The organism is Streptomyces sp. NPDC059564 (genome assembly GCF_042735575.1).
Lineage (GTDB): Bacteria > Actinomycetota > Actinomycetes > Streptomycetales > Streptomycetaceae > Streptomyces.
In genome coordinates, this window is the sequence record NZ_JBHWBP010000077.1 from 1 (window position 1) to 20,575 (window position 20,575).

The following is a 20,575-nucleotide window of genomic DNA, read 5'->3' on the forward strand; positions in this document are numbered from 1 at the left end:
GGACGGACGGATGGCGTCCGTCCGGGGCGGCTACGGGACCTACAGGTTGCCGCGCTTCTCCTGCTCGCGCTCGATGGCCTCGAACAGGGCCTTGAAGTTGCCCTTGCCGAAGCCCATGGAGCCGTGGCGCTCGATCATCTCGAAGAAGACGGTCGGCTTGTCCTGGACCGGCTTGGTGAAGATCTGGAGCAGGTAGCCGTCCTCGTCGCGGTCGACGAGGATCTTCAGCTCGCGCAGGGTCTCGACGGGCACCCGGGTCTCGCCGGCCCACTCGCCGAGGGTGTCGTAGTACGAGTCGGGGGTGTCCAGGAACTGCACGCCCGCCGCGCGCATCGAGCGCACGGTGGCGACGATGTCGTTGGTCGCGAGGGCGATGTGCTGGACGCCGGCGCCGCCGTAGAACTCCAGGTACTCGTCGATCTGCGACTTCTTCTTCGCGATCGCCGGCTCGTTGATCGGGAACTTCACCTTCAGGGTGCCGTCCGCGACGACCTTCGACATCAGCGCCGAGTACTCGGTGGCGATGTCGTCGCCCACGAACTCCTTCATGTTCGTGAAGCCCATGACCTTGTTGTAGAACGCCACCCACTCGTTCATCCGGCCGAGCTCGACGTTGCCCACGCAGTGGTCGATGGCCTGGAAGGTGCGCTTGGCCGGCGGCTCGACGATCGGGGAGGCGGCCACGAAGCCCGGCAGGTAGGGGCCGGTGTAGTCGCGGCGCTCGACCAGGGTGTGGCGGGTCTGGCCGTAGGTGGCGATGGCGGCCAGCACGACCGTGCCGTGCTCGTCCTTGACCTCGTACGGCTCGTCCAGCCCGCGGGCGCCGTGCTCGACGGCGTACGCGTAGGCGGCCCGCGCGTCCGGGACCTCGATGGCGAGGTCGACGACGCCGTCGCCGTGGTCGGCGACGTGCTCGGCGAGGAAGCGGCCGTGGTCCGTCGTCGCCTTGATGACCGAGGTCAGCACGAAGCGGGCGGCGCCGTTGGTCAGGACGTAGCTGGCGGTCTCGCGGGTGCCGTTCTCCGGTCCGGAGTAGGCGACGAGCTTCATGCCGAAGGCGGTCGAGTAGTAGTGCGCGGCCTGCTTGGCGTTGCCGACGGCGAAGACGACCGCGTCCATGCCCTTCACCGGGAAGGGGTCTGCCTCACGCGCGGTGTGCGGGATGGTTTCGGGGTTCGCCAGAGACTCAGTCATGACGGCAGAGTCCCGCCCTTCCACAAGCTGCGCAATAGTTTCCATTTCCGCTGTACAGAATGACCAGCGCGGGCGCAGGATGACTGAGAGATCTGTGCAGTATGACCAGCCGATCGGGGGAAGGTTTCCATGACCATCGACGAACTCGACGGCCGGCTCATCGTCCTGCTGGCGCGCGAACCGCGGATCGGGGTCCTGGAGGCCTCGCGCCGGCTGGGGGTGGCGCGGGGCACGGTGCAGGCGCGGCTGGACCGGCTCCAGTCGAACGGGGTCATCCGCGGGTTCGGCCCGCAGGTCGATCCGGCGGCCCTCGGATACCCGGTGACGGCCTTCGCCACGCTGGAGATCAAGCAGGGCCAGGGTTCGGACGTACGGGCGCACCTGGACGGCGTACCGGAGGTGCTGGAGCTGCACACGACCACCGGGCACGGGGACATGCTGTGCCGGCTCGTGGCGCGGTCCAACGCCGACCTCCAACGGGTGATCGACCGGGTCGTCGGCTTCGAGGGGATCGTGCGGGCCTCGACGGCGATCGTGATGGAGAACCCGGTGCCGCTGCGGATCATCCCGCTGGTGGAGCAGGCGGCGGAGGACGACTGACGGGACCCCGCCCAGGTTCCAAAGAAGGCGTTGCAAAGAAGTCCTTGCATAGGAGTCTTTGCAACTCTACTGTTGAGGCATGCCCGAAGAGCCGGAAGCCCCGGAACCCACGGTCCGTACGCTCGACGCCCGCTCCCTGCGCGGCCTCGCCCATCCCCTGCGCATCCGCATGCTGGCCACGCTGCGCCACGACGGCCCGGCCACCGCGTCCCAGCTGGCCGAGCGGCTCGGGGAGTCCAGCGGCTCCACCAGCTACCACCTGCGCCAGCTCGCCGCCCACGGCTTCGTCGAGGACGCGCCCGAGCACGGCAAGGGCCGCGAACGCTGGTGGAAGGCCGCGCACGACGGCACCCAGTTCGACGAGTCGCTGATCTACGCCGAGGACCCGGCGACGCGCGGCGCGGCGGACCTCTTCCTGCACGAGATCGCGACGATCCACACGCAGGAGATGAGCACCTGGCTCGGCAACGCCCACAGCTGGCCGCTGGAGTGGCGGCGCGGCTCGGACGTCAGCGACTTCACCCTGCACCTGACGGCCGAGCAGACCCTCGAACTGATCCAGAAGATGCACGACCTGATCAACAGCTATCGCGACGTGCCGCCCAGCGAGGGCACAAGAGCGGTTCGCCTCCACACCCACGCCTTCCCGCGCACGAGCGAGTAGCACCGGGCCGGTCCGGTCCGGCCGCCCTTCACCTCTCACCCTCCACGACCTCTCACCCTCCACGACCTCTCACCCGCCGCGCTCCACCTCCGCAGAAGGAGTCCTGCCATGCACGCCTTCACGCACACCCGGATACACGCCGCCCGCGCCGCCGAACTCGCCGCCGAGGCCGCCGCCTGGCGCCTCGCCCACGAGACCCCCGCTCCCGTCACCCCCGTCGTCCCCGCCCTGCGCAACCGGCTCGGCGAGGCCCTGGTCGGCGCCGGCCTGCGCCTGATGGACTCGGCCCACGCCCACGCCCACGCCCGCGTCCGGCACCACGCCGCATGAGCAGGCGCCCCTTCGCGGCCGTCCTGGCCGCCAACACCATCTCCATAGCCGGGAGTTCGCTCACCCTGATCGGCGTCCCGTGGTTCGTGCTCCAGACCACGGGCAGCGCCGGACGGGCCGGGGTCGTCGCCTTCTGCGCCACCCTGCCCGTGATCGTCGCGGCGCTCGTCGGCGGCCCGGTCATCGACCGGATCGGCCGTCGGCGGGTCTCCGCGGCCTCCGACCTGATCTGCGGGCTGGCGGTCGGCGCGATCCCGCTGCTGCACTACGCGGGCCTGCTGGAGTTCTGGATGCTGTGCGCGCTGATGGCCCTCGGCGGCCTCGTGCACACCCCCGGCCTGACCGCCCGCGGCGTACTGCTGCCCAGCCTCGCCGAGCACGCCGGCACCACCGTCGCCCGCGCGGCCAGCCTCTACGACGCCGTCTCGCGCGGGGCCCGCATGATCGGCGCCGCCACGGCCGGACTGCTGATCGCGCTGTTCGGCGCCGAGACCGTACTGCTGCTGGACGCGGCCTCGTTCACCACCTCCGCACTGCTGGTGGGCGCCTTCCTGCGCGGCGTACCGGCCGCCGAGCCGCAACCCGCCTCCGGGAAGCCCTCGTTCGCCGCGTACCGGGCCGAACTGGCCGAGGGGTGGCTCTTCCTGACCCGGTCCCGGCTGCTGACCGGCGTCACCCTGATGGTGATGGCGACCAACGGCCTCGACCAGGGCTGGGGTTCCGTCCTGCTCCCCGTACACGGCCGCGAGGACCTCGGCAGCCCCGCCACCATCGGCCTGATGATCTCCCTGTTCGGTGGCTCCGCCCTGCTGGGGGCCCTGCTCTACGGGGCGTGGGGCGACCGGCTCCCCCGCAGGCCGGTGTTCGCGGCGGCCTTCCTGCTGTGCGGGGCGCCCCGCTACGTGACGGCCGCCTTCACCGACACCCCACTGCCGCTGGCGGTTGTCATGACCCTGTCCGGCCTGGGCGCGGGGGTGCTCAACCCGATCCTGAGCACGGTCGTCTACGAGCTGGTGCCGGAGGAACTGCGCAGCCGGGTGGCCGGGGTGACCACGGCGGGATGCGAGCTGGCCATGCCCCTGGGCGGCCTCACGGCCGGCCTCCTGGTCGACGCCTCCGGGGTGACGCGGGCCCTCCTGGTGTTCGGCGGCGTCTACCTGCTGGCCACCCTGACCCCGCTGCTCTTCCCCGCCTGGCGCGACCTCGACCGGACCCCGGAGCGTCCCGTCAGCAGGACGGAACCGGCTCGTTCCGGTTCAGCGCCCGCAGCGAGTCCACCGCGCCCGTCAGCGAGGTAACGGGAACCAGCCGCAGCCCCTCGGGCAGTTCGGCCTTGGCGTCGGAGCACTCCGCCTTCGGCACGAGGAACACCGTCGCCCCGTCGCGCCGCGCGGCCTGCGTCTTCAGGCCCACTCCCCCGACCGCGCCGACCGTTCCGTCGGCCGCGATGGTTCCCGTACCGGCAATGGTGCGGCCGCCGGTGAGGTCGCCGCCGCTGCCGTCGCCGTCGAGCTTGTCGACGATGCCGAGGGAGAAGAGGAGTCCGGCGCTGGGGCCGCCGACGTCGGCGAGGTTCAGCTCGACCTTGACCGCCTTCGGGTCCTTGTGGAGGTAACCGAGCGCGGCCTCGGCGGCGGACGACTGGGACTGTGTCATCTCCTCCAGGTTGTGCTGCTCGATCTCCTTGTCGCTTCCGCCCGACGGGTAGACGGCCGCCTTCGGCATGACCGCCCGGGCGCTGTCGAACCAGTCGCCGAGCAGCTCGGGCAGGGTCACCGAGGTGGAGGGGCCGGTGGCCTGGATGGTGGTCATCCGCAGCTGGCCCTTGGTGTCCCGGGTGGGGGCGCCGGTGACGACGATGACGGGCTTGCCGTCACGGGCGCCGAGCACGTCGGCCGTGAGGCCCGGCTGGGCGATCACGAAGGGCAGCGGCGCGAGGGCGGCCACGGCGAACAGCGCGGCCACGGGCAGCGCGCAGACGGCGAGGGCGGTGGGACGCGGCAGACGTGTGAGGCGAGAGAGCACCCGGCCAATCTATCGGGCCGCATGCCCGTCCCGGCCTCGCCGTCCTGCGGGGCGCGGGGGTGGGGGGGGGGGGGGGCCCCCCCCCCCCCGCGCGGGGGGTTTGGGGCGGGGGGGGGGGGCGACGCGGGGGGGGGGGCCCCCCCCCCGGGCGCCGCGCCCGGGGGGGGGGGGGGGGGGGGGGGGGGGCCCCCCGCCCCCCCCACCCTCGGCGATGGGATCTAGCGCAGGGCGTCGGCGACCTCGCGGGCGGCGTCCACCACGCGCGGGCCGACGCGCTCGGGCACGGCGTCGGCCAGCATCACGACGCCGACGCTGCCCTCCAGCCCGGTGATGCCGACCAGCGGCGCGGCCGCGCCGCTGGCGCCCGCTTCGAGTTCGCCGTGGGTCAGGGTGTAGCCGGGCTCGATGAGCGTGCCCTGACGGGCGGCCAGGATGGCCCGCCCGGCCGCACCGCGGTCCAGCGGGTGGCGGAAACCGGCCCGGTAGGCGACGTGGTAGTCGGTCCAGGTCGGTTCGACGACGGCGACGGCGAGCGCCTCGGTGCCGTCGACCAGGGTCAGGTGCGCGGTGGCGCCGATGTCCTCGGCGAGCGAGCGCAGCGCGGGCAGGGCCGCCTCCCGGACCAGCGGGTGGACCTGTCGCCCCAGGCGCAGCACGCCGAGCCCGACGCGGGCCCGGCCGCCGAGGTCGCGGCGTACCAGCGCGTGCTGTTCGAGGGTGGCGAGGAGGCGGTAGACGACGGTGCGGTTGACACCGAGGCGGTTGGACAGCTCGGTGACAGTCAGACCGTGGTCGGTGTCGGCGAGCAGCTTGAGGACTCTGAGCCCTCGGTCGAGAGTCTGGGAGGTTTCCGCGGTCACGACGCCTCTCCCTCTCTTTCAGTGGGCGGCGGTGACTCTCACGGGGTGGAGCGCTGCCGGTCCCTCGGCGACGCACGGAGAGGCCGCCGGTAGCGGCCATGGCACCGGCAGCGCTCCCGCGGCGGCGCTGCCACGGGGCGTTCGATGCGGGGACAGTAGCGAGCGGGTCCGCTCAGCGGAAGGCCTCGTCCAGAATCCGGTCGCCTACTGCCGGTTTACGCCAATTTCTCCGTACGGCTGTGCCAATTCGTAATGTTCCTCAGTCGAAAATCGTTTTACACGACCCTTAGTCTGATCGTGTTCAAAAAGATGTTGGGGGTGGGCGGGGCGCCGGGCGCCTCGTTCGCATAGGGGAAAGAAGTACCTGTGAACCTGAAGCGCATGGCTGTCGTCGCTGCCGCTGCCGTCGTGGGACCGACCGTCCTGATGGCCTCGCCCGCGATGGCGGACGAGGCCAAGCCGGCCGTCACGACTCCGGACTCGGCTCCGCAGGACGACGCGGCTCCGGCCGCGGCCGCGGAGACCCCGGTGGCGAAGCCCGCCGCCGAGACCCCGGCGAAGCCCGCCGCCGAAACTCCGGCCAAGCCGGCCGCCGAGACCCCGGCGAAGCCCGCTGCCGAGACCCCGGCCAAGCCGGCCGACGCCAAGCCCGAGACGAAGCCCGCCGCGGGCGCCGACGAGGACGACCTGGTCGCGACCGGCCCGGTCCTCGGCATCGGTGGCGTCCCGAGCACCATCAAGGCCGGCGACTGGACCAACCTCACGGTCTCCGTCGACAACAAGGGCAAGACGCAGGAGAGCTACGTGCTCATCCTCGCCGTGGCCGACCAGAACGAGAAGCTCACGGCCGAGAAGGTCCGCGTCCAGGTCTTCTCCCAGGGCGCCTGGCACGACGTCGAGGTCGTCGGCGACCGCGGCGCCCCGGTGGCCCTGCTGACCGAGGACATCAAGCTCCCGGCGGGCAAGACCAGCCTCCAGGTGCGCGTGAAGTTCGCCGCCAGCGCCCCGACCGGCAACATCGCCATCGCCGTCGCCGGCGGCAGCAACGTGGACGAGGACGTCTGGTCCGAGACCGCGTGGGCCGAGTCGAAGCTCGTCTCGGGCTCCACGGGCGGCAACACCGGCGGCAACACCGGTGGCAACACGGGCGGCAACCACAACGGTGGCGGCAACACCGGCACCAAGCCGAACGGCGGCGGCACCACCACGCCGATCGTCGACCACAACACCGGCAACACGGGCAACACCAACACCGGCACCACCAACGCCGGTGGTCAGCTCGCCGAGACCGGTACCGACGCGGCCACCAGCTGGGCCCTCGGCGCCGGCGGTGTCGCGCTCGCCATGGGCGCCGCCCTGGTCGCCGGCACCGGCCGCCGTCGGCGCGTCGGCGCCTGACGGCAGGCACCGGCACAGACACACGAGAACGGGGTCCGCGCGCAGCAGCGCACGGACCCCGTTCCGCGTTCCACACCCCCGCGGAGGGGCTAACGCATCCGCGTCGCCCACTCCTGCACCTTCTTGATCCGCTCCCGCAGCTGCCCCGCCGTCGCCTCCGCGCTCGGCGGACCGCCGCACACCCGGCGCAGCTCGGTGTGGATCACCCCGTGCGGCTTGCCGCTCTGGTGGACGTACGCGCCGACCATCGTGTTCAGCGACTTGCGCAGCTCCAGCAGCTCCTTGTGCGAAACCACCGGCCGCCGGTCGGCCGGCAGCTCCAGCAGGTCCGCCTCGGAGTCCGGCTTGCGCCGGCTGTGCGCGATCTGCCGCGACTGCCGCTTCTGGAGCAGCATCTGCACCTGGTCCGGCTCCAGCAGCCCCGGGATGCCGAGGTAGTCCTGCTCCTCCTCGCTGCCGGGGTGCGCCTGCATGCCGAACTCGGCGCCGTCGTAGAGCACCCGGTCGAAGACGGCGTCGGACTCCAGCGCCTCGAAGGACATCTGCTCGTCCTCGCCGGTGTCCTCGTCCTCCTGCCGGTTCGCCTCGTCCATCTCCTTCTCGGACTCGGCGTACGGGTCTTCCTCGCCCTGCTTCTTCGGCTTGTCGAGGACGTGGTCGCGCTCGACCTCCATCTCGTTCGCGAAGCCGAGCAGGTAGGGGATCGTCGGAAGGAACACGGACGCGGTCTCGCCGCGCCTGCGCGATCGCACGAAGCGCCCGACGGCCTGCGCGAAGAACAGCGGCGTCGAGATCGTCGTCGCGTACACACCCACCGCGAGGCGCGGTACGTCGACGCCCTCCGACACCATGCGGACCGCGACCATCCAGCGGTCGTCGTTCCCGCTGAAGGTGTCGATGTTCTTCGAGGCGCCGGTGTCATCGGAGAGCACCAGGGTCGCCTTCGTGCCCGTGATCTCGCGGATCAGCTTGGCGTACGCGCGCGCCGAGTCCTGGTCGGAGGCGATGACGAGGCCGCCCGCGTCCGGGATGCCCTTGCGGACCTCCGTGAGGCGCTGGTCGGCGGCGCGCAGCACGTTCGGCATCCAGTCGCCGCGCGCGTCCAGCGCGGTGCGCCAGGCCTGCGAGATGGCGTCCTTGGTCATCGGCTCGCCGAGGCGGGCCGCGATCTCGTCGCCCGCCTTCGTCCGCCAGCGCATGTTGCCGCTGTAGGAGAGGAATATGACCGGCCGCACGACGCCGTCGCCGAGCGCGTTGCCGTAGCCGTAGGTGTAGTCGGCGGAGGACCGCCGGATCCCGTCGTTGCCCTCCTCGTACGTGACGAAGGGGATCGGGTTGGTGTCGGACCGGAAGGGCGTACCGGTCAGGGCCAGCCGGCGGGTCGCCGGGTCGAACGCCTCCAGGCAGGCCTCGCCCCAGGACTTCGAGTCGCCCGCGTGGTGGATCTCGTCGAGGATCACCAGCGTCTTGCGCTGCTCGCAGCGGTTGCGGTGGAGCATCGGCCGCACGCCGACGCCCGCGTAGGTGACGGCGACGCCGTGGTAGTCCTTGCTCAGCGGTCCGGCCGAGTACTCCGGGTCGAGCCGGATGCCTATCCGGGCCGCCGCCTCCGCCCACTGCTTCTTCAGGTGCTCGGTCGGCGCGACGACGGTCACCTGCTGGACCACGTGATGGTGCAGCAGCCAGGAGGCGAGGGTGAGCGCGAAGGTGGTCTTTCCGGCGCCGGGGGTCGCGACCGCGAGGAAGTCCCGCGGCTGCGTCTCGATGTACCGGTTGAGGGCACCCTCCTGCCAGGCACGCAGCTTGCTGGCGGTGCCCCACGGCGCGCGGCCGGGGAAGGCGGGTGAGAGGTGGTGGGAGGCGGTAGTAGTCACGGTCTCCGGTTCGTCTCAGTCACGGTCGGTCGCGGTCGTACGTAGGACAACCGGGCCACCTTACCGGCCCCGGCCCGCCCCTTCCGGAGGGACAGGCCCGTGACCTCGGCGGGTGCGGCGAGCGTCACATCGCCGGCCTCGCCTCACAGCGCGCGCAGGCGCTCCGCGATGACGGCGACGTCCGCCTCGAGCCCGGCCGCGACGTCGATGACCAGGTCGTACGCCGCCTCCTGGTCCACCGCGCCGAGGTCCACGCCGTTCACGGCGAGGAAGGTGGCGGCGGCCAGCCAGGCGGTGCGCTTGTTGCCGTCGACCAGCGGGTGGTTCGCCGCGATGCCGTGCAGCAGCGCGGCCGCCTGCTCGTACGGGTCCTCGTACGCGGGCGTCCCGAACATGCGCGCCCGCGGCCGGTGGACGGCCGACTCCAGCAGCCCGGGGGCGCGCAGTTCGACGGGCTGGTCCTGGGCGAGGCAGGCGTGCCGGGCCAGATCGAGGACCCCGGCGAGGGTGAGGTGGCGCACGGCCGGGGCCGCGCTCACCGCCCGAGCCTCTCCAGCAGCGGGGCATGGGCCCGGGCCAGCCGCGCGGCGGCCTCCCCGACGCGCCCGCGCTCCGCCCGCAGGTGTTCCCGTACGGCGTCCAGCGCGAGCTCCTCGGGCGTGCGGCCTGTGGCGTCGGCCAGGTCGGCGAGCTCCGCGCGCTCGGCGCCGGAGAGGGGGATGATCAGGTCGTCCATCCGACGAATCTAGCCGCTCGGGGCGAACGGCCCCTCAGCTTTTCCCCTCGCCCTTCACCGGGGAGGGGTGCAGCCGGGTCGCGACCCAGGCTCCCGCCAGCGCGACGACGGACATCGGCAGGAACACCGCCAGGAAGGCCCCGGGGTGCGAGGCGGACGCCCCCTCGGTGAGGGCGTGCCCGGCGCCGACCGCTCCCCCGCCGAGCGTGGCGAAGGCCGCGCCCACGGCGGCGAGCAGCACCACGTTCGCGAGGGCGTCGGAGATCTGCAGCGCGGCGGAGTTCGCCCCCGCCTCCTCGGGCGCCGACAGCTCCAGCAGCAGCACGCTGGTCGAGCCGATCACCAGCCCCATGCCGAGACACCCCACCGCCCAGGCGAGCGCCAGGGTCCAGACGGGGACGGACTCGACGAGCACGGCCGGGGCGGCGGCGATGGCGAAGGCCACCAGCACCATGCCGATCACCATGAGCCGGTCCCGGTAGGGCGCCATCCGCCCCTTGGACTGCACCCAGGAGCCGAGCGCCCACGTCACCCCGCCCAGCGCCAGCGAGAAGCCGGCCAGCGTCGGGCTCAGCCCCCGCTGGGTCACCAGCATCAGCGGCACGAAGCTCTCGGCCCCGATGAAGGACCCCGCCGCGACCCCGCGCAACAGCACCACGGACGGCAGGCCGCGCCGGGCCAGGTACGTCCCGCGCGGCATCAGCCCGCGCACCGCCGGCACCAGGAGGGCCACGCCGGCGATGCCGGGCACCAGGGACAGCCACCGCATGTCCTGGGCGGCGTACTGGAGCAGCCCCGCGCCCAGCGAGATCCCGAAGGCGAACCGGATCCGGCGCCGGTCGAACGCGGCGGGCGCCCCGGGGTCCACCGGGCCGGAGGCGGTGCGCCGGATCGCGGGCAGGGCCACCACCAGCGGTACGACGACCAGTGCCGGGATGCCGAGGAACACCCAGCGCCAGCCGAGGTGCTCGGTGACCGACCCGGCGGCCAGCGGCCCCACGATGGACGGCACCACCCAGCTCGCGGCGAACGCGGCCATGATGGCGGGCCTCAGCCGCTCCTCGTAGGCCCGGCTGACCACCACGTACAGGGCGACGATCACCAGCCCGCCGCCGAAGCCCTGCACGGCCCGGCCGAGTACGAAGACGCCCATGATCCCGGCGGTCCCGGAGCACACCAGCCCGGCGGCGAAGGCCCCGATGCCGACGGTCAGCGGGCGCAGCGGGCCCTGCCGGTCGGCCCACTGCCCGGACAGGACCATCCCGAAGAGGCTGGTCGTGAAGTACGCGGAGAACGCGAAGGCGTACAGCCCGACCCCGTCCAGCTCCCGCGCGGCGACGGGCATGGCCGTCCCGACGGCGGTGGCCTCGAACGCGATCAGGAAGATGACGGAGATGATCCCGACGCTGAGCGTCCGGTACGCGGGCCCGAGAACGCCGCCCCGCGAAGGCGGGGCGGCGGGCACGGATATCCGGGGTTCAAGGGCACTCATCGCCCCAGAGTAAGCCGCACAACCCGTCGGCGCCCCTGTCAATTGGTCGGACCCCGCCTCGGCCCCGCGACCTAGGACTGTGAACGCGGCATGGCAGTCGCATTGCAGCCCGCCCGCCCGCCTTCCCCACCCGGCGCGCCCCCCGTACGTTCTTCCTCAGCACCTCCACCCAGCCGTGTGCCCGAGTGGTTGAGGGACTCGCCTGCAAAGCGAGTTACGCCGGTTCGATTCCGGTCACGGCTTCTCCGAAGCCCGCCCAGGGGCCCCATCCCCTGGGCGGGCTTCCGTTGTGTCCGGGCTAGCGGGTCGCGCTGGCGCTCGGCGCCACGCCCGTGCCGGACACCGGTGCCGGCAACTCTTCGGCCCGGGCCGAGAGCCCTCCGTCGTTCACGCATCCGAGCTCCTTGGCCACGGCCAGCGCCGCCGAGTGCGTGACCTTCAGGTAGTCCGGTCCGAGGGCGGCCGCACCCTTGCTCCCGTCCCACTGATCTTGGAACAGGAGCCTGATCCGCAGGGGGATGTCCGGCGTGGAGCCCACCCGGGGGCTGGCGCAGTCGTACGAGAGGTAGACCCACTTGGCCACCGTCGATACCCGCACGCCGCTGTCACTCACGCCGGGAAAATCTGCCGGGTCCCCCGCGTGCTTGCTGTAGGCGGTGAACATCAGGCGCGCTGTGGGGAAGTGGGACTCCCGCGGCGCCCCGGAGATCTCGCAGACGGATTGGGGCATGTCACGGATCTTCACACCCGCCCGGTACGCGTCCTCCATGACCTGCGCGACGGCCCGGACGTCCGGGTTCTTGTCTTCGTCCCGGAGCAGGAACGTCGTGGATCCCAGAACCCGTTCCAGCGCCTCGGCTCCTGCTGCCGTGAAGAGCCCGGCACAGACCTGCCCGGTGGAAAGCTGCTGCGGGCCGGCCGGCAAGGGCTCCGGCTCCTCGGCGGAACAGCCGACAGCCACCATTCCGAGCACCGTCAGGCCGGCAACCGGGCTCGTCAGGAGTCGCTCTATCCGAGGGCGATTCACTTGACTCCCTTGGTCTGCGCCTCGTGGCCCTGCTGCCGGGCGATGGAGTTGCCGGTTTCGTAGCCGATGCGCATCGACTCGATGAAGTCGTTCCCGAAGTCGCTGGTCGGATCGACGTCGTGGCGCTGCATGAACTCCCTCATCGGGGCCTCGGCGCTGTGCTCGCCCGCCTGGAACATGGCCTTGTTGCTGTCGTGCGTCTCGCCGTCGATCTTGTCCTTGTGCTTTTCCTTGGCCTCGTCCGACCACTCACCGACGACCCCTGCGGCCGCCTGCTCCACGGCCCCACTGCCGACGTCGACGGCCAGCGGAACGAGGACCGCCGCCGCTCCTGCCGCGGCGGCCGTGGCGGGCAGGAAGGCCACCCCGCCCGCGATGGCCGCCGTCGTACCGAACTCGACCCAGGCGGAGCTCTGCTCGTGCGCCTTCTCGTACGCCTCGTGCTTCTTCTCGCCGACGCCTTGGACCTGCCCCGCCCGGGACTCGTCGAGGATGCCCTGCACCTCGGCGGTGGTCCGGATCGTCGCCCGGGCCCGACCCTCATCGATCTTGCCGTCGTGCTCCGCCTGGCTCTCCAGGACACTCGCGGAGTACACACGCTCTGCGGTGGAGACGGTGGCGTACGCGTCGGGATGCTGCCCGAGCGCGGCGAGCAGGTCACGGGCAGCGTCACGCTCGAAGGCCGCATGCGCCTGCTTGTCACCTTCCCGCCGGGCGAAGACGCCCTGGTCCCCGTTGTCATCGAGCGCGCGGTTGACGTCGTCGATGTACCCGGCGGTCATGTTGCCGAGGCTGTCCGCGAGAACCTCGTGGTGCTTGAGCAGCCCGGCGTCCCCGCCGTACTTCGCCGCCACTGCCGCCATGACCGCCGCCCCGGCCACGGTCCGGTGGAGCTCAGGCTTGGGGTCGTCCCAGGCGTGACCGAGGGTGGCCGCCTCCAGAGCGTGACCCAACGCATCGGGCATGTACTTCTCGACCTTCTTCAGATCGTCGAAGTTCGTGCCCTCCATGTCGATGGTGTAGTCGTACTTCTCCCGCGCGAAGAAATCCAGATAGCCGGTGATCGGCTTGCCCTTGGCGTCCTTGCCCAGGTCCGGGAGGCCCGACTTCTCCGTGCCGTCCTGGTTGTAGGCGTGCGGGGTGTTCTTGGGGTCGAAGAACTGGGCCGCCGCCTCCGGACTGTGGCCCATCGCCTCCAGGAAGCTCACCACCGGGTCGTAGCCGGCGCCGTTGATCCCGGAGGGGTTCAGCATGTTCTTGCCGTAACCGTTGAGCTGGCGGGTGCCGTTGAAGAAGTCGGGGTCCTTCGCGTGGATCTGGGTGGCGTGCTCGGCGATCGGGACCAGGAACTTGGGGTCGTAGTTGCCGTAGCGCATGATGCCGCCGAGCAGCTGGTAGCCGTAGGGCGCGTTCTGGTCGTACTTGGCCAGCGGGATGTGCTGGGTGCCGAGCCTGCGCAGCTCCTGGGCGTAGCTGTCGGGCAGGTGGGGCTCGGAGGTGGACCTGGTCGCCGTGGCGAGGTTGAAGCCCAGGTTCCGCTGGAGCTCCTGGACGTCCTTGAGGCGCTGCTCGTCGACCTTGCCCCATTCCTGGGTATCGGTCGACATGTACCCGAAGAACTGCAGCGCCCCCTTGGGCCCGAGCCCCTGGTAGAAGCCCGTCGAGAACTCCGGCACCTTGGCGTTGTCGGCCAGCAGCTCGTTGAGCTCGACCAGCTCGGCGTGCGTGAGGTCCCGGCCCTTCTTCGCGAGGTCGACCGCGTGCCCCGCCTGCTCGGCGGCGAGCCCGGCGTACTTGGGCCCGCTGAAGTCGTGGTCGTCGGCGACGTTCGCGGCGAGCAGCCGCGCCAGCGACTGGTCGGTGTCGTCGCAGGCGTCGACGGCCGCGTCGATCTTCGCCTGCCAGAGGGGCAGGTTGGCGCGGATGGACTCCTGGTAGTCGGGATCGTGCCGGGCCGCGTAACGCTCCTGCTCGGTGTCGAGGGGAGCCGCATGGACCTTGCCCTTGCCGTCCACGCGGAAGCCGGCGGCTGGTACCTCCTCCTCCGCGAGCTTCCTCAGCCGGTCGCGCGACGCCTTGAAGGTGGCGTGGGCCTGGGTGAGCGCCTGGTGGACGCCCTTGGCCTCCTTGGCCGCGTCCTCGAACTCCTTGGCCGTCTTCGCGACGAACGGCCGCGCCACCCCGGCGGTGACACCGCTCCACTCGGCCTTGTCGGCCTTGGCCTTCATCCCGTTACGGGCGGCCTCCGCCAGCTCCTCCAGCTTGGCGGCCATCGCCTGCCAGTCGGTGACGGCCGTCTGGAGCTTGTCGACCGGGGCGTTGAGGACGTTCTCGTACGTCAGCACGGACGCCGCCTACTTGAGGTACTCGTCGATCTTGGAGGCCGTGAACTCGGCGTAGAGCTGCTGTTCTTCCTTGTTGTGCGAGGAGAGGGAGTAGTTCAGCCCGTTGGAGATCTGCGCGCAGGCGGCGACGAGGGTCTTCACCTGGCCCTCCCAGCGGGAATTGAGCCTGGTCAGCGCCGCCCCGCTCGCGAAGCCCTCCTTGGCCAGCGCGCCGGCGGCCTCGGCGGTGGCCGTGGTGGCGTGCTTGGCGTCGGCCTGGAGGCGGGCGTGCAGTTTGTGCGCCTCGGTGCCGATGGCACCGATGTGGTCCTGGTTGAGCTCGAGATCCCCACCGCCGCCGGGACCGGGGCCGGGACTGGCCGGTACGTGGTTGAGCCGCAGGGAGACGTTGGCCGCGGCGGTGGCGCGTGCTGCGGCCCATTCCTCGTCGAACGACATCACGGCCTCCAGGGGCGGGTCGGGTCAGCGACGGCGTACGACGACTGCCGTGACGGCTCCCCCGATGAGGACGCAGGCCCCGATCCCGAGAGCGATCCACGGCAGGTTACTGCCGCCGTCACCCTTCTTAACGGCTGACGGCGCCTGCGGTGCGGGCTTGGGGGAACCAGTTTCGGCCGTTTTCCCGTCGGCGGCCTGGGCTGCCGCCAGGTCGGGAAGCGGGAACACGTCCGCAGGCCCCGGGTCACCCGGCGTAGGAATCGCAACCCGCGGCCGCACGACGCCGTAGCCAACGAAGTCGTTCCGCTCGACACCGTCAACGGGCTTGCCGGCGGTGTTCAGCAGAACCCGGAGGACCTGATTGTTGGTCCAGTCGGGATGAGCGGACCAGAGCAGGGCGGCGGAGGCGGAGGCGAGGGCGGATGCGTCACTTGTGCCGTGACTGGTGCAGAGTCCCGACTTCCGCGCGCACGCTGTGACGATGTCGATTCCAGGTGCGGACATGTCGACCTGCGGACCGTGCTCCGACTCCTTGGTCGCCTCACCGTTGGGGTCTACTGCTCCAACACCAACCACTCCGGGCGTCGCAGCCGGATAGTTGATCTTGTTGAGAGTATCCCCGTCGTTTCCGACAGCGGCGAAGATCAGCTTGCCCTTCGATAGCGCATACTTCACGGCTTGGGCACGCTCGCGATCATCCTCTGGCTTGCCCTCCATTCCCTGGGAAATATTGATGACCTTGGCTTCCGAGTCCGCGGCGTATCGAATTGCCTCGACCCAAGAGGGAGTGGACGCCGGCTCAAGTACGTTCGGCACCCGGAGCGGAAGGATCTTGACACCGGGTGCAAGTCCGTAGGCGCCGTCCCCACTCGGATGCTTGCCAGTACCAGCGATGATTGCAGCCATGCTCGTGCCATGACCGTTGTAGTCGTCCCGTGGGTCACCTTTGGTATCGCTAGCAGGGAAGACCTTGCCTTGGAGTACCTGACCCTCAAGTTCCGGGATGCGACCGACCCCTGTATCGATCACAGCGACGGTGACACCCTTGCCTGTGCTGGTCTTCCAGATGTCGTCGGCCTTCATGGCATCGAGATGCCACTGCTGCTCGCGGATCGTCTGCGCATGAGCCGGGGTCGCTGCGACCCCAGCCAGTAGCAGACCCACCAGGGCCGAGGTCGCCTTGCGCATACGCATCCCGTGCAATGTCCGTTCCGCTCAGTCGATCACCGGAGGAACAACACGACGGTCGCCCTGCCAGGTCTCTTCGTCCTCGGCCAGGTAGTCGGGGCGTTCGCCCCCCTGGTCTCCACGCCGCTTTCCCGGGGCGTGAGCCCCTGCGCCAGCATGGCCCATGGCACCACCGTTGCGTACGAGTCCGGAACCGCCCTGCGTGAAGGGTTGTCCACCCGTGACCGGCCGACCACCCGCAGCGGACTGCCGACCGCCGACAACGCCGCCCGGCTCCATGGCCAGCCGACGGCCGACCGGTGAACCACCTGACGGCCCGTGCGGGCCACCAAGCCCGCCTCCCATCGAGCCACCCATGCCACGGCCGACGGGGTGCGTCCCTTCCGCACCAATGACTGTGCCCCGCGGAATACTCGAGTTGGGTACACCAGGAGAAATCTGCCGACCGCCCATGATGCCGGTGTCTCGCGGGGGCAACCCCACAACCTTGCTGCCGCCAAGGCCGCTCGGCGGCCTCAGGCTCGGCAGAGGGCCACCACCCGGCACCTTCAGACCTGTGGTCGGCGGGAGCGTCAGAGGCGGGATAGGCCCGACGGAATTGCCGCCACCGGGACCGACGGGCCCGATAGTCGGCATACCCGTCGTCGGCGGCACGGCCTTGTCTGGCAGTGTCGCGACGTGGTTGAGGTCCACGTTCACATCACGATCCGGCAGGCCCGGCGTAGGTGCCGTCGTCGGAGGCAGGGCGCTGCCCAGCGAAGGCTGGTTACCCGAAGCCCCGCTGGCCTCGTTGGCGGGACCGCCCCCCGGAGTCGACGGCACGTACGAAGAGCCGCCACCAGGGCCCAGGCTTGCTCCTGAACCTCCTTCAGCGCGGGAGCGCTCGAGATCACCAGAGTATTCCGTCGGCGCGAATACCTTCGGTGGCGGCGGAAACGTAGGGATCTCCGCCTTGTTCATCTGCGTCGACGACGCCTCGTACGACTGCGCCAGCTTCGTCAGTTCCTGGATCGCCGCCTGGTGGTCGCTGCTCAGCTTCGAGTGGGCCGTCTGGCCCATCTTCTGGGCGTCCGGGTCGTTGTGGTACTTGTGGGCCGCCTCCAGGTTCGAGGCCGCCGTCGTGTCGTACTTCGGGGTGTTGGTCCTGACCTCAATCATGGTCTGGGCGGCCCGGGTCATCCACGTGCTGCCCGCGGCACTGTAATCGCCCAGCCGCAGCGTCGCGCTGCCTGCTTGGCTCACCCAGTCCTGGAAGTAATGGGCCGCCTCGCCCTCCCAGCCCTCGATCTTGTGCTTCTTGAGGCTGTCGCCGATCTCCTTGATCGCGATAGCCGCATCCGCCAGCTGGGTGGCCCGTGTCGTGACCGTCTCCGGGTCGATGGAAGCGATCATCGCGAGCAGCTGCTCGTGCGTGTAGCCCTCGAAGTTCGTCGCCATCAGATGGTGCCCTTCGACGTGCTCGGGGTCGGGGTCGAGGCATCCGGCTTGTGCTCCGCCGCTCCCTGGTGGGTCAGCGGGTCGCGGTCCGGGACGTAGTCCTTCTTCGACTGCCGGATGATGGTGCGCATGCGGGCCTGCGTTTCCTCGTCCACGCCCGCGTAGCCCTTGCCCGACGTCAGGATCGCGATGCCGAGCGCCTCGATCTGGCCGGCCAGGCCCTGGGAGAGCTTCTGCAGCTCCGAGTGGACCGTCGTGTACGCCTTGAACAGGTCGTCCGCCTCGGGGAAGCCCGTGCCGAGGGTGCCCGCCGGCAGGGTGCCGTGGGCGAGTTTCTTGTCGGCCGCCTCAGAGCCGTCGAGCTTCTTCAGGAGGTCGTCGACCAGCTTCTTGTAGCCGGTCATCGACTCGTACTCGACCTCGAGCGCCTTCGCCTGACGCATGACGGAGTCCGCCACGCTCGCGCCGACGTTCACCCCGAGCAGTCCCGAACCGTTGTCCACTGCCACGATGGCCTCCCCGAATCCCCGTATCCCCGCGTCACCGCGTCCCCGTTCGCACCCGCACGTTCCGAGTGCCGTCGGCCAGTCTATCGATCACCACCGACAGGCCCAAGCTCGGGTTGCACGTGCAATGCAGGTCACACGGTCACGAGTTGGGCGTCGCCACGGCCGCCGATGGCCGGATCGGGATCCTGTTCACCGGGCGTCCCGTAGCCGCGCGCACCGCCGAGGCGATCGCCGCCGGGGTGGTCACCACCGGTACCGCGCTCGCCGCCTTCGCGCCGAACGGCGCCACCACGTCCCGCTCCTCCACCAGCCGGACGATGCGCACCGCCGGGGCGTCGAGGGACGTCGGCAGGGCGTAGCCGGTCAGGTCGGGGTGGCGGACCAGGCCCGCGACCGAGCGGAGGTTCTCGGTGAGGGCCGCGCCCACGCCCTGGGTGACGCCCGCTTCGATACGGGCCTCCAGCTGGCGGGGGTTGAGCACGCGGCCCACGTCCTGGGCGACGGCCAGTTCCACGACCCGCACCGAGCCGAGCTCGATGTCGACGTCGACCACCGCGCGGATCGCGCAGAAGGCGAGGCCGACGAAGGCGTCGCCCTGGCCGTCCGCGTCCAGCGGCTCCGTCGGGTGCGGGCGGCACTGGGCCGTGGCCCAGAGCTCCTTGCCTTCTATGGCCTCGGCGACCGTCGTGGAGAAGGCGCCGTCGTACGACGTGATCCGGCCATCCGCGATCTGCAGCAGCTCGGTGGACATGCCGAGCTTGTGCGCCATCGGCTGGAGGAGCTGCGTACGGACCATCTTGGCCGCCCGCTCCACCGCGCCGCCGGAGACCCAGGTGTGGCGGCCGTGCGCCGACGGGCCCGCCGGCGGCTGGTCGGTGTCGACGGGGGCCGTCGCCACCTCGTCCACGCCGAGGACCTCCTGGACGATCTGACGCGCGAGGGTCGCGAAGCCCTGGCCGGTGTCGACGGCGGCGCAGATGACGGTGGCCGTGCCGCCGACCACCTTCACGGTGGCGGTCGAGACCTCGTCCGCGCCCTCCGCGCCGAGCATGTGGACCATGCCCAGGCCGTAGCCGACCCCGCGCCGCACCGCGCCGGGTTCGCCCGCGCCCTCGGGGCCGCCGGGCAGCAGCCACTCGTCCTCGGGGGTGTCCTTCGGGAGGGAGGGCAGCGGGTAGTCGCGGACCGCGCGCAGGAGTTCGGCGACCGGCGCCGGGCAGGTCACCGTCTGGCCGGTCGGGAGCAGGTCCCCCGTCGAGAGGACGTTGCGCATCCGCAGTTCCGCGCCGTCGATGCCGAGGGCGGCGGCGAGCTTGTCCATCTGGCCCTCGTACGCGGCGCAGACCTGCATCGCGCCCTCGCCGCGCACGTGCCCCGACGGCGGGTTGTTCGTGCGGACCGCCCAGCCCTCCACGAAGGCGTGCGGAACGATGTACGGGCCGCAGGCGAAGGCCACCGCCGCGGCGAGGGATTCCGAGGAGGAGTCGGCGTAGGCGCCCGCGTCCATCAGGATCTGCGCCTCGACCTTGACCAGCCGGCCCTCCGCGTCCGCGTGGTGGCGGTAGCGCAGCAGCGTCGGGTGACGGTGGGCGTGGCCGAGGAAGGACTCCTCGCGGGTGGCGGCCAGCTTCACGGGGCAGCCGGTGCGCAGCGCGAGCAGGCCGAGCGGGAGCTGGAAGGCGGGGTCCTCGCGGTCGGCGGTCGCGCCGGGGACGCCGGTGACGACCACCCGTACGCGGTCCGGGTCGAGCCCGAAGCAGGCGGCGGCGAGGTCGCGGTCGGTGTGCGGGTCGGTGGAGGCGGTGTAGATCTCCACGCCCCCGTCGGGCCGCGGCACGGCCAGCCCGGCCTCGGCGCCGATGGGAGCGGGGTCCTGGCGGCCGATCCGGTAGAGGCCCTCGACCACCACCTCCCCCGTCGCCTCGGGGTCGCCGTAGCGCAGCGGAATGTGCCGGACCAGGTTGCCGTCCGGGTGGAGCGGGGCGGCGCCGAAGGACTGTTCGGGGTCCGTGACGGCGTCCAGCAGCTCGTACTCGACCGCGATGGCGGCGGCCGCGAGGCGTGCCGTGTCGGGGTGGTCGGCTGCGACGGCGGCGATGGGCTCGCCGTGGTGGCGGACCACGTCGTGGGCGAAGACGGGCCGGTCGGCGATGCGACGGCCGTGCGTGGTGGCGCCGGGGACGTCGGTGTGGGTGATGACGGCGTGGACGCCGGGCATCTCGGCGGCGGCCGAGGTGTCGATGGAGAGGATGCGGGCGTGGGCGTGCGGGGACCGCAGGACGGCGGCCCACAGCAGGCCCTCGGCCCACAGGTCGGCGGCGTACGGGAAGGTGCCCTCGGTCTTGGCGCGGGCGTCCGCCGAGGGGACGGAGGCGCCGATTCCGCGCATGCCGGTCGGCGGCGTGGGCGATTCCCCGTCCGCCGCGGAGCCGACCGTGGTGACGGCCGTGGTCGCCGT

At 71.3% G+C, this 20,575-nt stretch carries 19 protein-coding genes and 1 tRNA gene; 6 read left to right on the forward strand and 14 right to left on the reverse strand.

Features of this window, described 5'->3' with window-relative positions; all coding sequences use genetic code 11:
* Positions 1 to 39: 39 nt before the first annotated feature.
* Positions 40 to 1,194 carry a 4-hydroxyphenylpyruvate dioxygenase gene (gene hppD / locus ACFV0Q_RS16005; protein WP_385005606.1) on the reverse strand — a complete coding sequence of 385 codons (1,155 nt, stop codon included), beginning with the start codon at positions 1,192 to 1,194 and terminating at the stop codon, positions 40 to 42.
* Positions 1,195 to 1,323: 129 nt separating this feature from the next.
* Here hppD and ACFV0Q_RS16010 point away from each other — a divergent pair, with 129 nt between their 5' ends.
* The 4 genes from ACFV0Q_RS16010 to ACFV0Q_RS16025 all read left to right on the forward strand — a co-directional run bounded on the left by ACFV0Q_RS16010 (position 1,324) and on the right by ACFV0Q_RS16025 (position 4,086).
* Positions 1,324 to 1,794 carry an Lrp/AsnC family transcriptional regulator gene (locus tag ACFV0Q_RS16010; protein WP_385005608.1) on the forward strand — a complete coding sequence of 157 codons (471 nt, stop codon included), beginning with the start codon at positions 1,324 to 1,326 and terminating at the stop codon, positions 1,792 to 1,794.
* Positions 1,795 to 1,873: 79 nt separating this feature from the next.
* The gene (locus ACFV0Q_RS16015) at positions 1,874 to 2,458 is read left to right on the forward strand and encodes an ArsR/SmtB family transcription factor (protein WP_385005610.1); all 585 of its coding nucleotides are present in this window, start codon (positions 1,874 to 1,876) and stop codon (positions 2,456 to 2,458) included.
* Between the two features lie 108 nt (positions 2,459 to 2,566).
* The gene (locus ACFV0Q_RS16020; protein WP_385005612.1) at positions 2,567 to 2,788 is read left to right on the forward strand and encodes a hypothetical protein; all 222 of its coding nucleotides are present in this window, start codon (positions 2,567 to 2,569) and stop codon (positions 2,786 to 2,788) included.
* Positions 2,785 to 4,086 carry an MFS transporter gene (locus ACFV0Q_RS16025; protein ID WP_385005614.1) on the forward strand — a complete coding sequence of 434 codons (1,302 nt, stop codon included), beginning with the start codon at positions 2,785 to 2,787 and terminating at the stop codon, positions 4,084 to 4,086. Before ACFV0Q_RS16020 ends, ACFV0Q_RS16025 begins: the two co-directional genes overlap by 4 nt.
* Here ACFV0Q_RS16025 and ACFV0Q_RS16030 read toward each other — a convergent pair.
* Positions 4,016 to 4,813 carry a S16 family serine protease gene (locus tag ACFV0Q_RS16030; RefSeq protein ID WP_385005616.1) on the reverse strand — a complete coding sequence of 266 codons (798 nt, stop codon included), beginning with the start codon at positions 4,811 to 4,813 and terminating at the stop codon, positions 4,016 to 4,018. The genes ACFV0Q_RS16025 and ACFV0Q_RS16030 overlap by 71 nt on opposite strands.
* A 218-nt stretch (positions 4,814 to 5,031) precedes the next feature.
* Positions 5,032 to 5,673, reverse strand: coding sequence for an IclR family transcriptional regulator (locus ACFV0Q_RS16035; RefSeq protein WP_008742627.1), 642 nt, complete (start codon positions 5,671 to 5,673; stop codon positions 5,032 to 5,034).
* Between the two features lie 381 nt (positions 5,674 to 6,054).
* Here ACFV0Q_RS16035 and ACFV0Q_RS16040 point away from each other — a divergent pair, with 381 nt between their 5' ends.
* Positions 6,055 to 7,071 carry a hypothetical protein gene (locus ACFV0Q_RS16040; RefSeq protein WP_385005618.1) on the forward strand — a complete coding sequence of 339 codons (1,017 nt, stop codon included), beginning with the start codon at positions 6,055 to 6,057 and terminating at the stop codon, positions 7,069 to 7,071.
* An 89-nt stretch (positions 7,072 to 7,160) separates the two neighbouring features.
* Here ACFV0Q_RS16040 and ACFV0Q_RS16045 read toward each other — a convergent pair whose 3' ends face one another.
* The 4 genes from ACFV0Q_RS16045 to ACFV0Q_RS16060 form a co-directional block, all read right to left on the reverse strand.
* On the reverse strand, positions 7,161 to 8,945 hold the full coding sequence (locus ACFV0Q_RS16045; protein ID WP_385005620.1) for a DEAD/DEAH box helicase: 1,785 nt from the start codon (positions 8,943 to 8,945) through the stop codon (positions 7,161 to 7,163).
* Between the two features lie 143 nt (positions 8,946 to 9,088).
* The gene (locus ACFV0Q_RS16050; protein ID WP_385005622.1) at positions 9,089 to 9,484 is read right to left on the reverse strand and encodes a type II toxin-antitoxin system death-on-curing family toxin; all 396 of its coding nucleotides are present in this window, start codon (positions 9,482 to 9,484) and stop codon (positions 9,089 to 9,091) included.
* The gene (locus ACFV0Q_RS16055) at positions 9,481 to 9,681 is read right to left on the reverse strand and encodes a hypothetical protein (RefSeq protein WP_385005624.1); all 201 of its coding nucleotides are present in this window, start codon (positions 9,679 to 9,681) and stop codon (positions 9,481 to 9,483) included. Before ACFV0Q_RS16055 ends, ACFV0Q_RS16050 begins: the two co-directional genes overlap by 4 nt.
* Before the next feature lie 34 nt (positions 9,682 to 9,715).
* On the reverse strand, positions 9,716 to 11,173 hold the full coding sequence (locus ACFV0Q_RS16060; RefSeq protein ID WP_385005626.1) for an MFS transporter: 1,458 nt from the start codon (positions 11,171 to 11,173) through the stop codon (positions 9,716 to 9,718).
* A gap of 171 nt (positions 11,174 to 11,344) precedes the next feature.
* On the opposite strand from ACFV0Q_RS16060, the gene ACFV0Q_RS16065 reads away from it, so the two are divergent.
* Positions 11,345 to 11,416, forward strand: a tRNA-Cys gene (locus ACFV0Q_RS16065).
* A 55-nt stretch (positions 11,417 to 11,471) separates the two neighbouring features.
* Here ACFV0Q_RS16065 and ACFV0Q_RS16070 read toward each other — a convergent pair.
* The 7 genes from ACFV0Q_RS16070 to ACFV0Q_RS16100 form a co-directional block, all read right to left on the reverse strand.
* Positions 11,472 to 12,137: a hypothetical protein gene (locus ACFV0Q_RS16070; protein ID WP_385005628.1), complete on the reverse strand. Its 666-nt coding sequence runs from the start codon at positions 12,135 to 12,137 to the stop codon at positions 11,472 to 11,474.
* A 59-nt stretch (positions 12,138 to 12,196) separates the two neighbouring features.
* Entirely contained in the window at positions 12,197 to 14,545 is a 2,349-nt protein-coding gene (locus ACFV0Q_RS16075; RefSeq protein ID WP_385005630.1) for a hypothetical protein, read from the reverse strand.
* Positions 14,546 to 14,554: 9 nt separating this feature from the next.
* Positions 14,555 to 14,983, reverse strand: a complete 429-nt coding sequence (locus ACFV0Q_RS16080; protein ID WP_385005632.1) for a hypothetical protein — start codon at positions 14,981 to 14,983, stop codon at positions 14,555 to 14,557.
* A gap of 24 nt (positions 14,984 to 15,007) precedes the next feature.
* Positions 15,008 to 16,177 carry a type VII secretion-associated serine protease mycosin gene (gene mycP, locus ACFV0Q_RS16085; RefSeq protein WP_385005634.1) on the reverse strand — a complete coding sequence of 390 codons (1,170 nt, stop codon included), beginning with the start codon at positions 16,175 to 16,177 and terminating at the stop codon, positions 15,008 to 15,010.
* 21 nt (positions 16,178 to 16,198) lie between these two features.
* Positions 16,199 to 17,608 carry a hypothetical protein gene (locus ACFV0Q_RS16090; RefSeq protein WP_385005636.1) on the reverse strand — a complete coding sequence of 470 codons (1,410 nt, stop codon included), beginning with the start codon at positions 17,606 to 17,608 and terminating at the stop codon, positions 16,199 to 16,201.
* Positions 17,608 to 18,117, reverse strand: coding sequence for a hypothetical protein (locus tag ACFV0Q_RS16095; RefSeq protein WP_385005638.1), 510 nt, complete (start codon positions 18,115 to 18,117; stop codon positions 17,608 to 17,610). Before ACFV0Q_RS16095 ends, ACFV0Q_RS16090 begins: the two co-directional genes overlap by 1 nt.
* A gap of 139 nt (positions 18,118 to 18,256) precedes the next feature.
* Positions 18,257 to 20,506, reverse strand: a complete 2,250-nt coding sequence (locus ACFV0Q_RS16100; protein ID WP_385005649.1) for a xanthine dehydrogenase family protein molybdopterin-binding subunit — start codon at positions 20,504 to 20,506, stop codon at positions 18,257 to 18,259.
* Between the last annotated feature and the right edge of the window lie 69 nt (positions 20,507 to 20,575).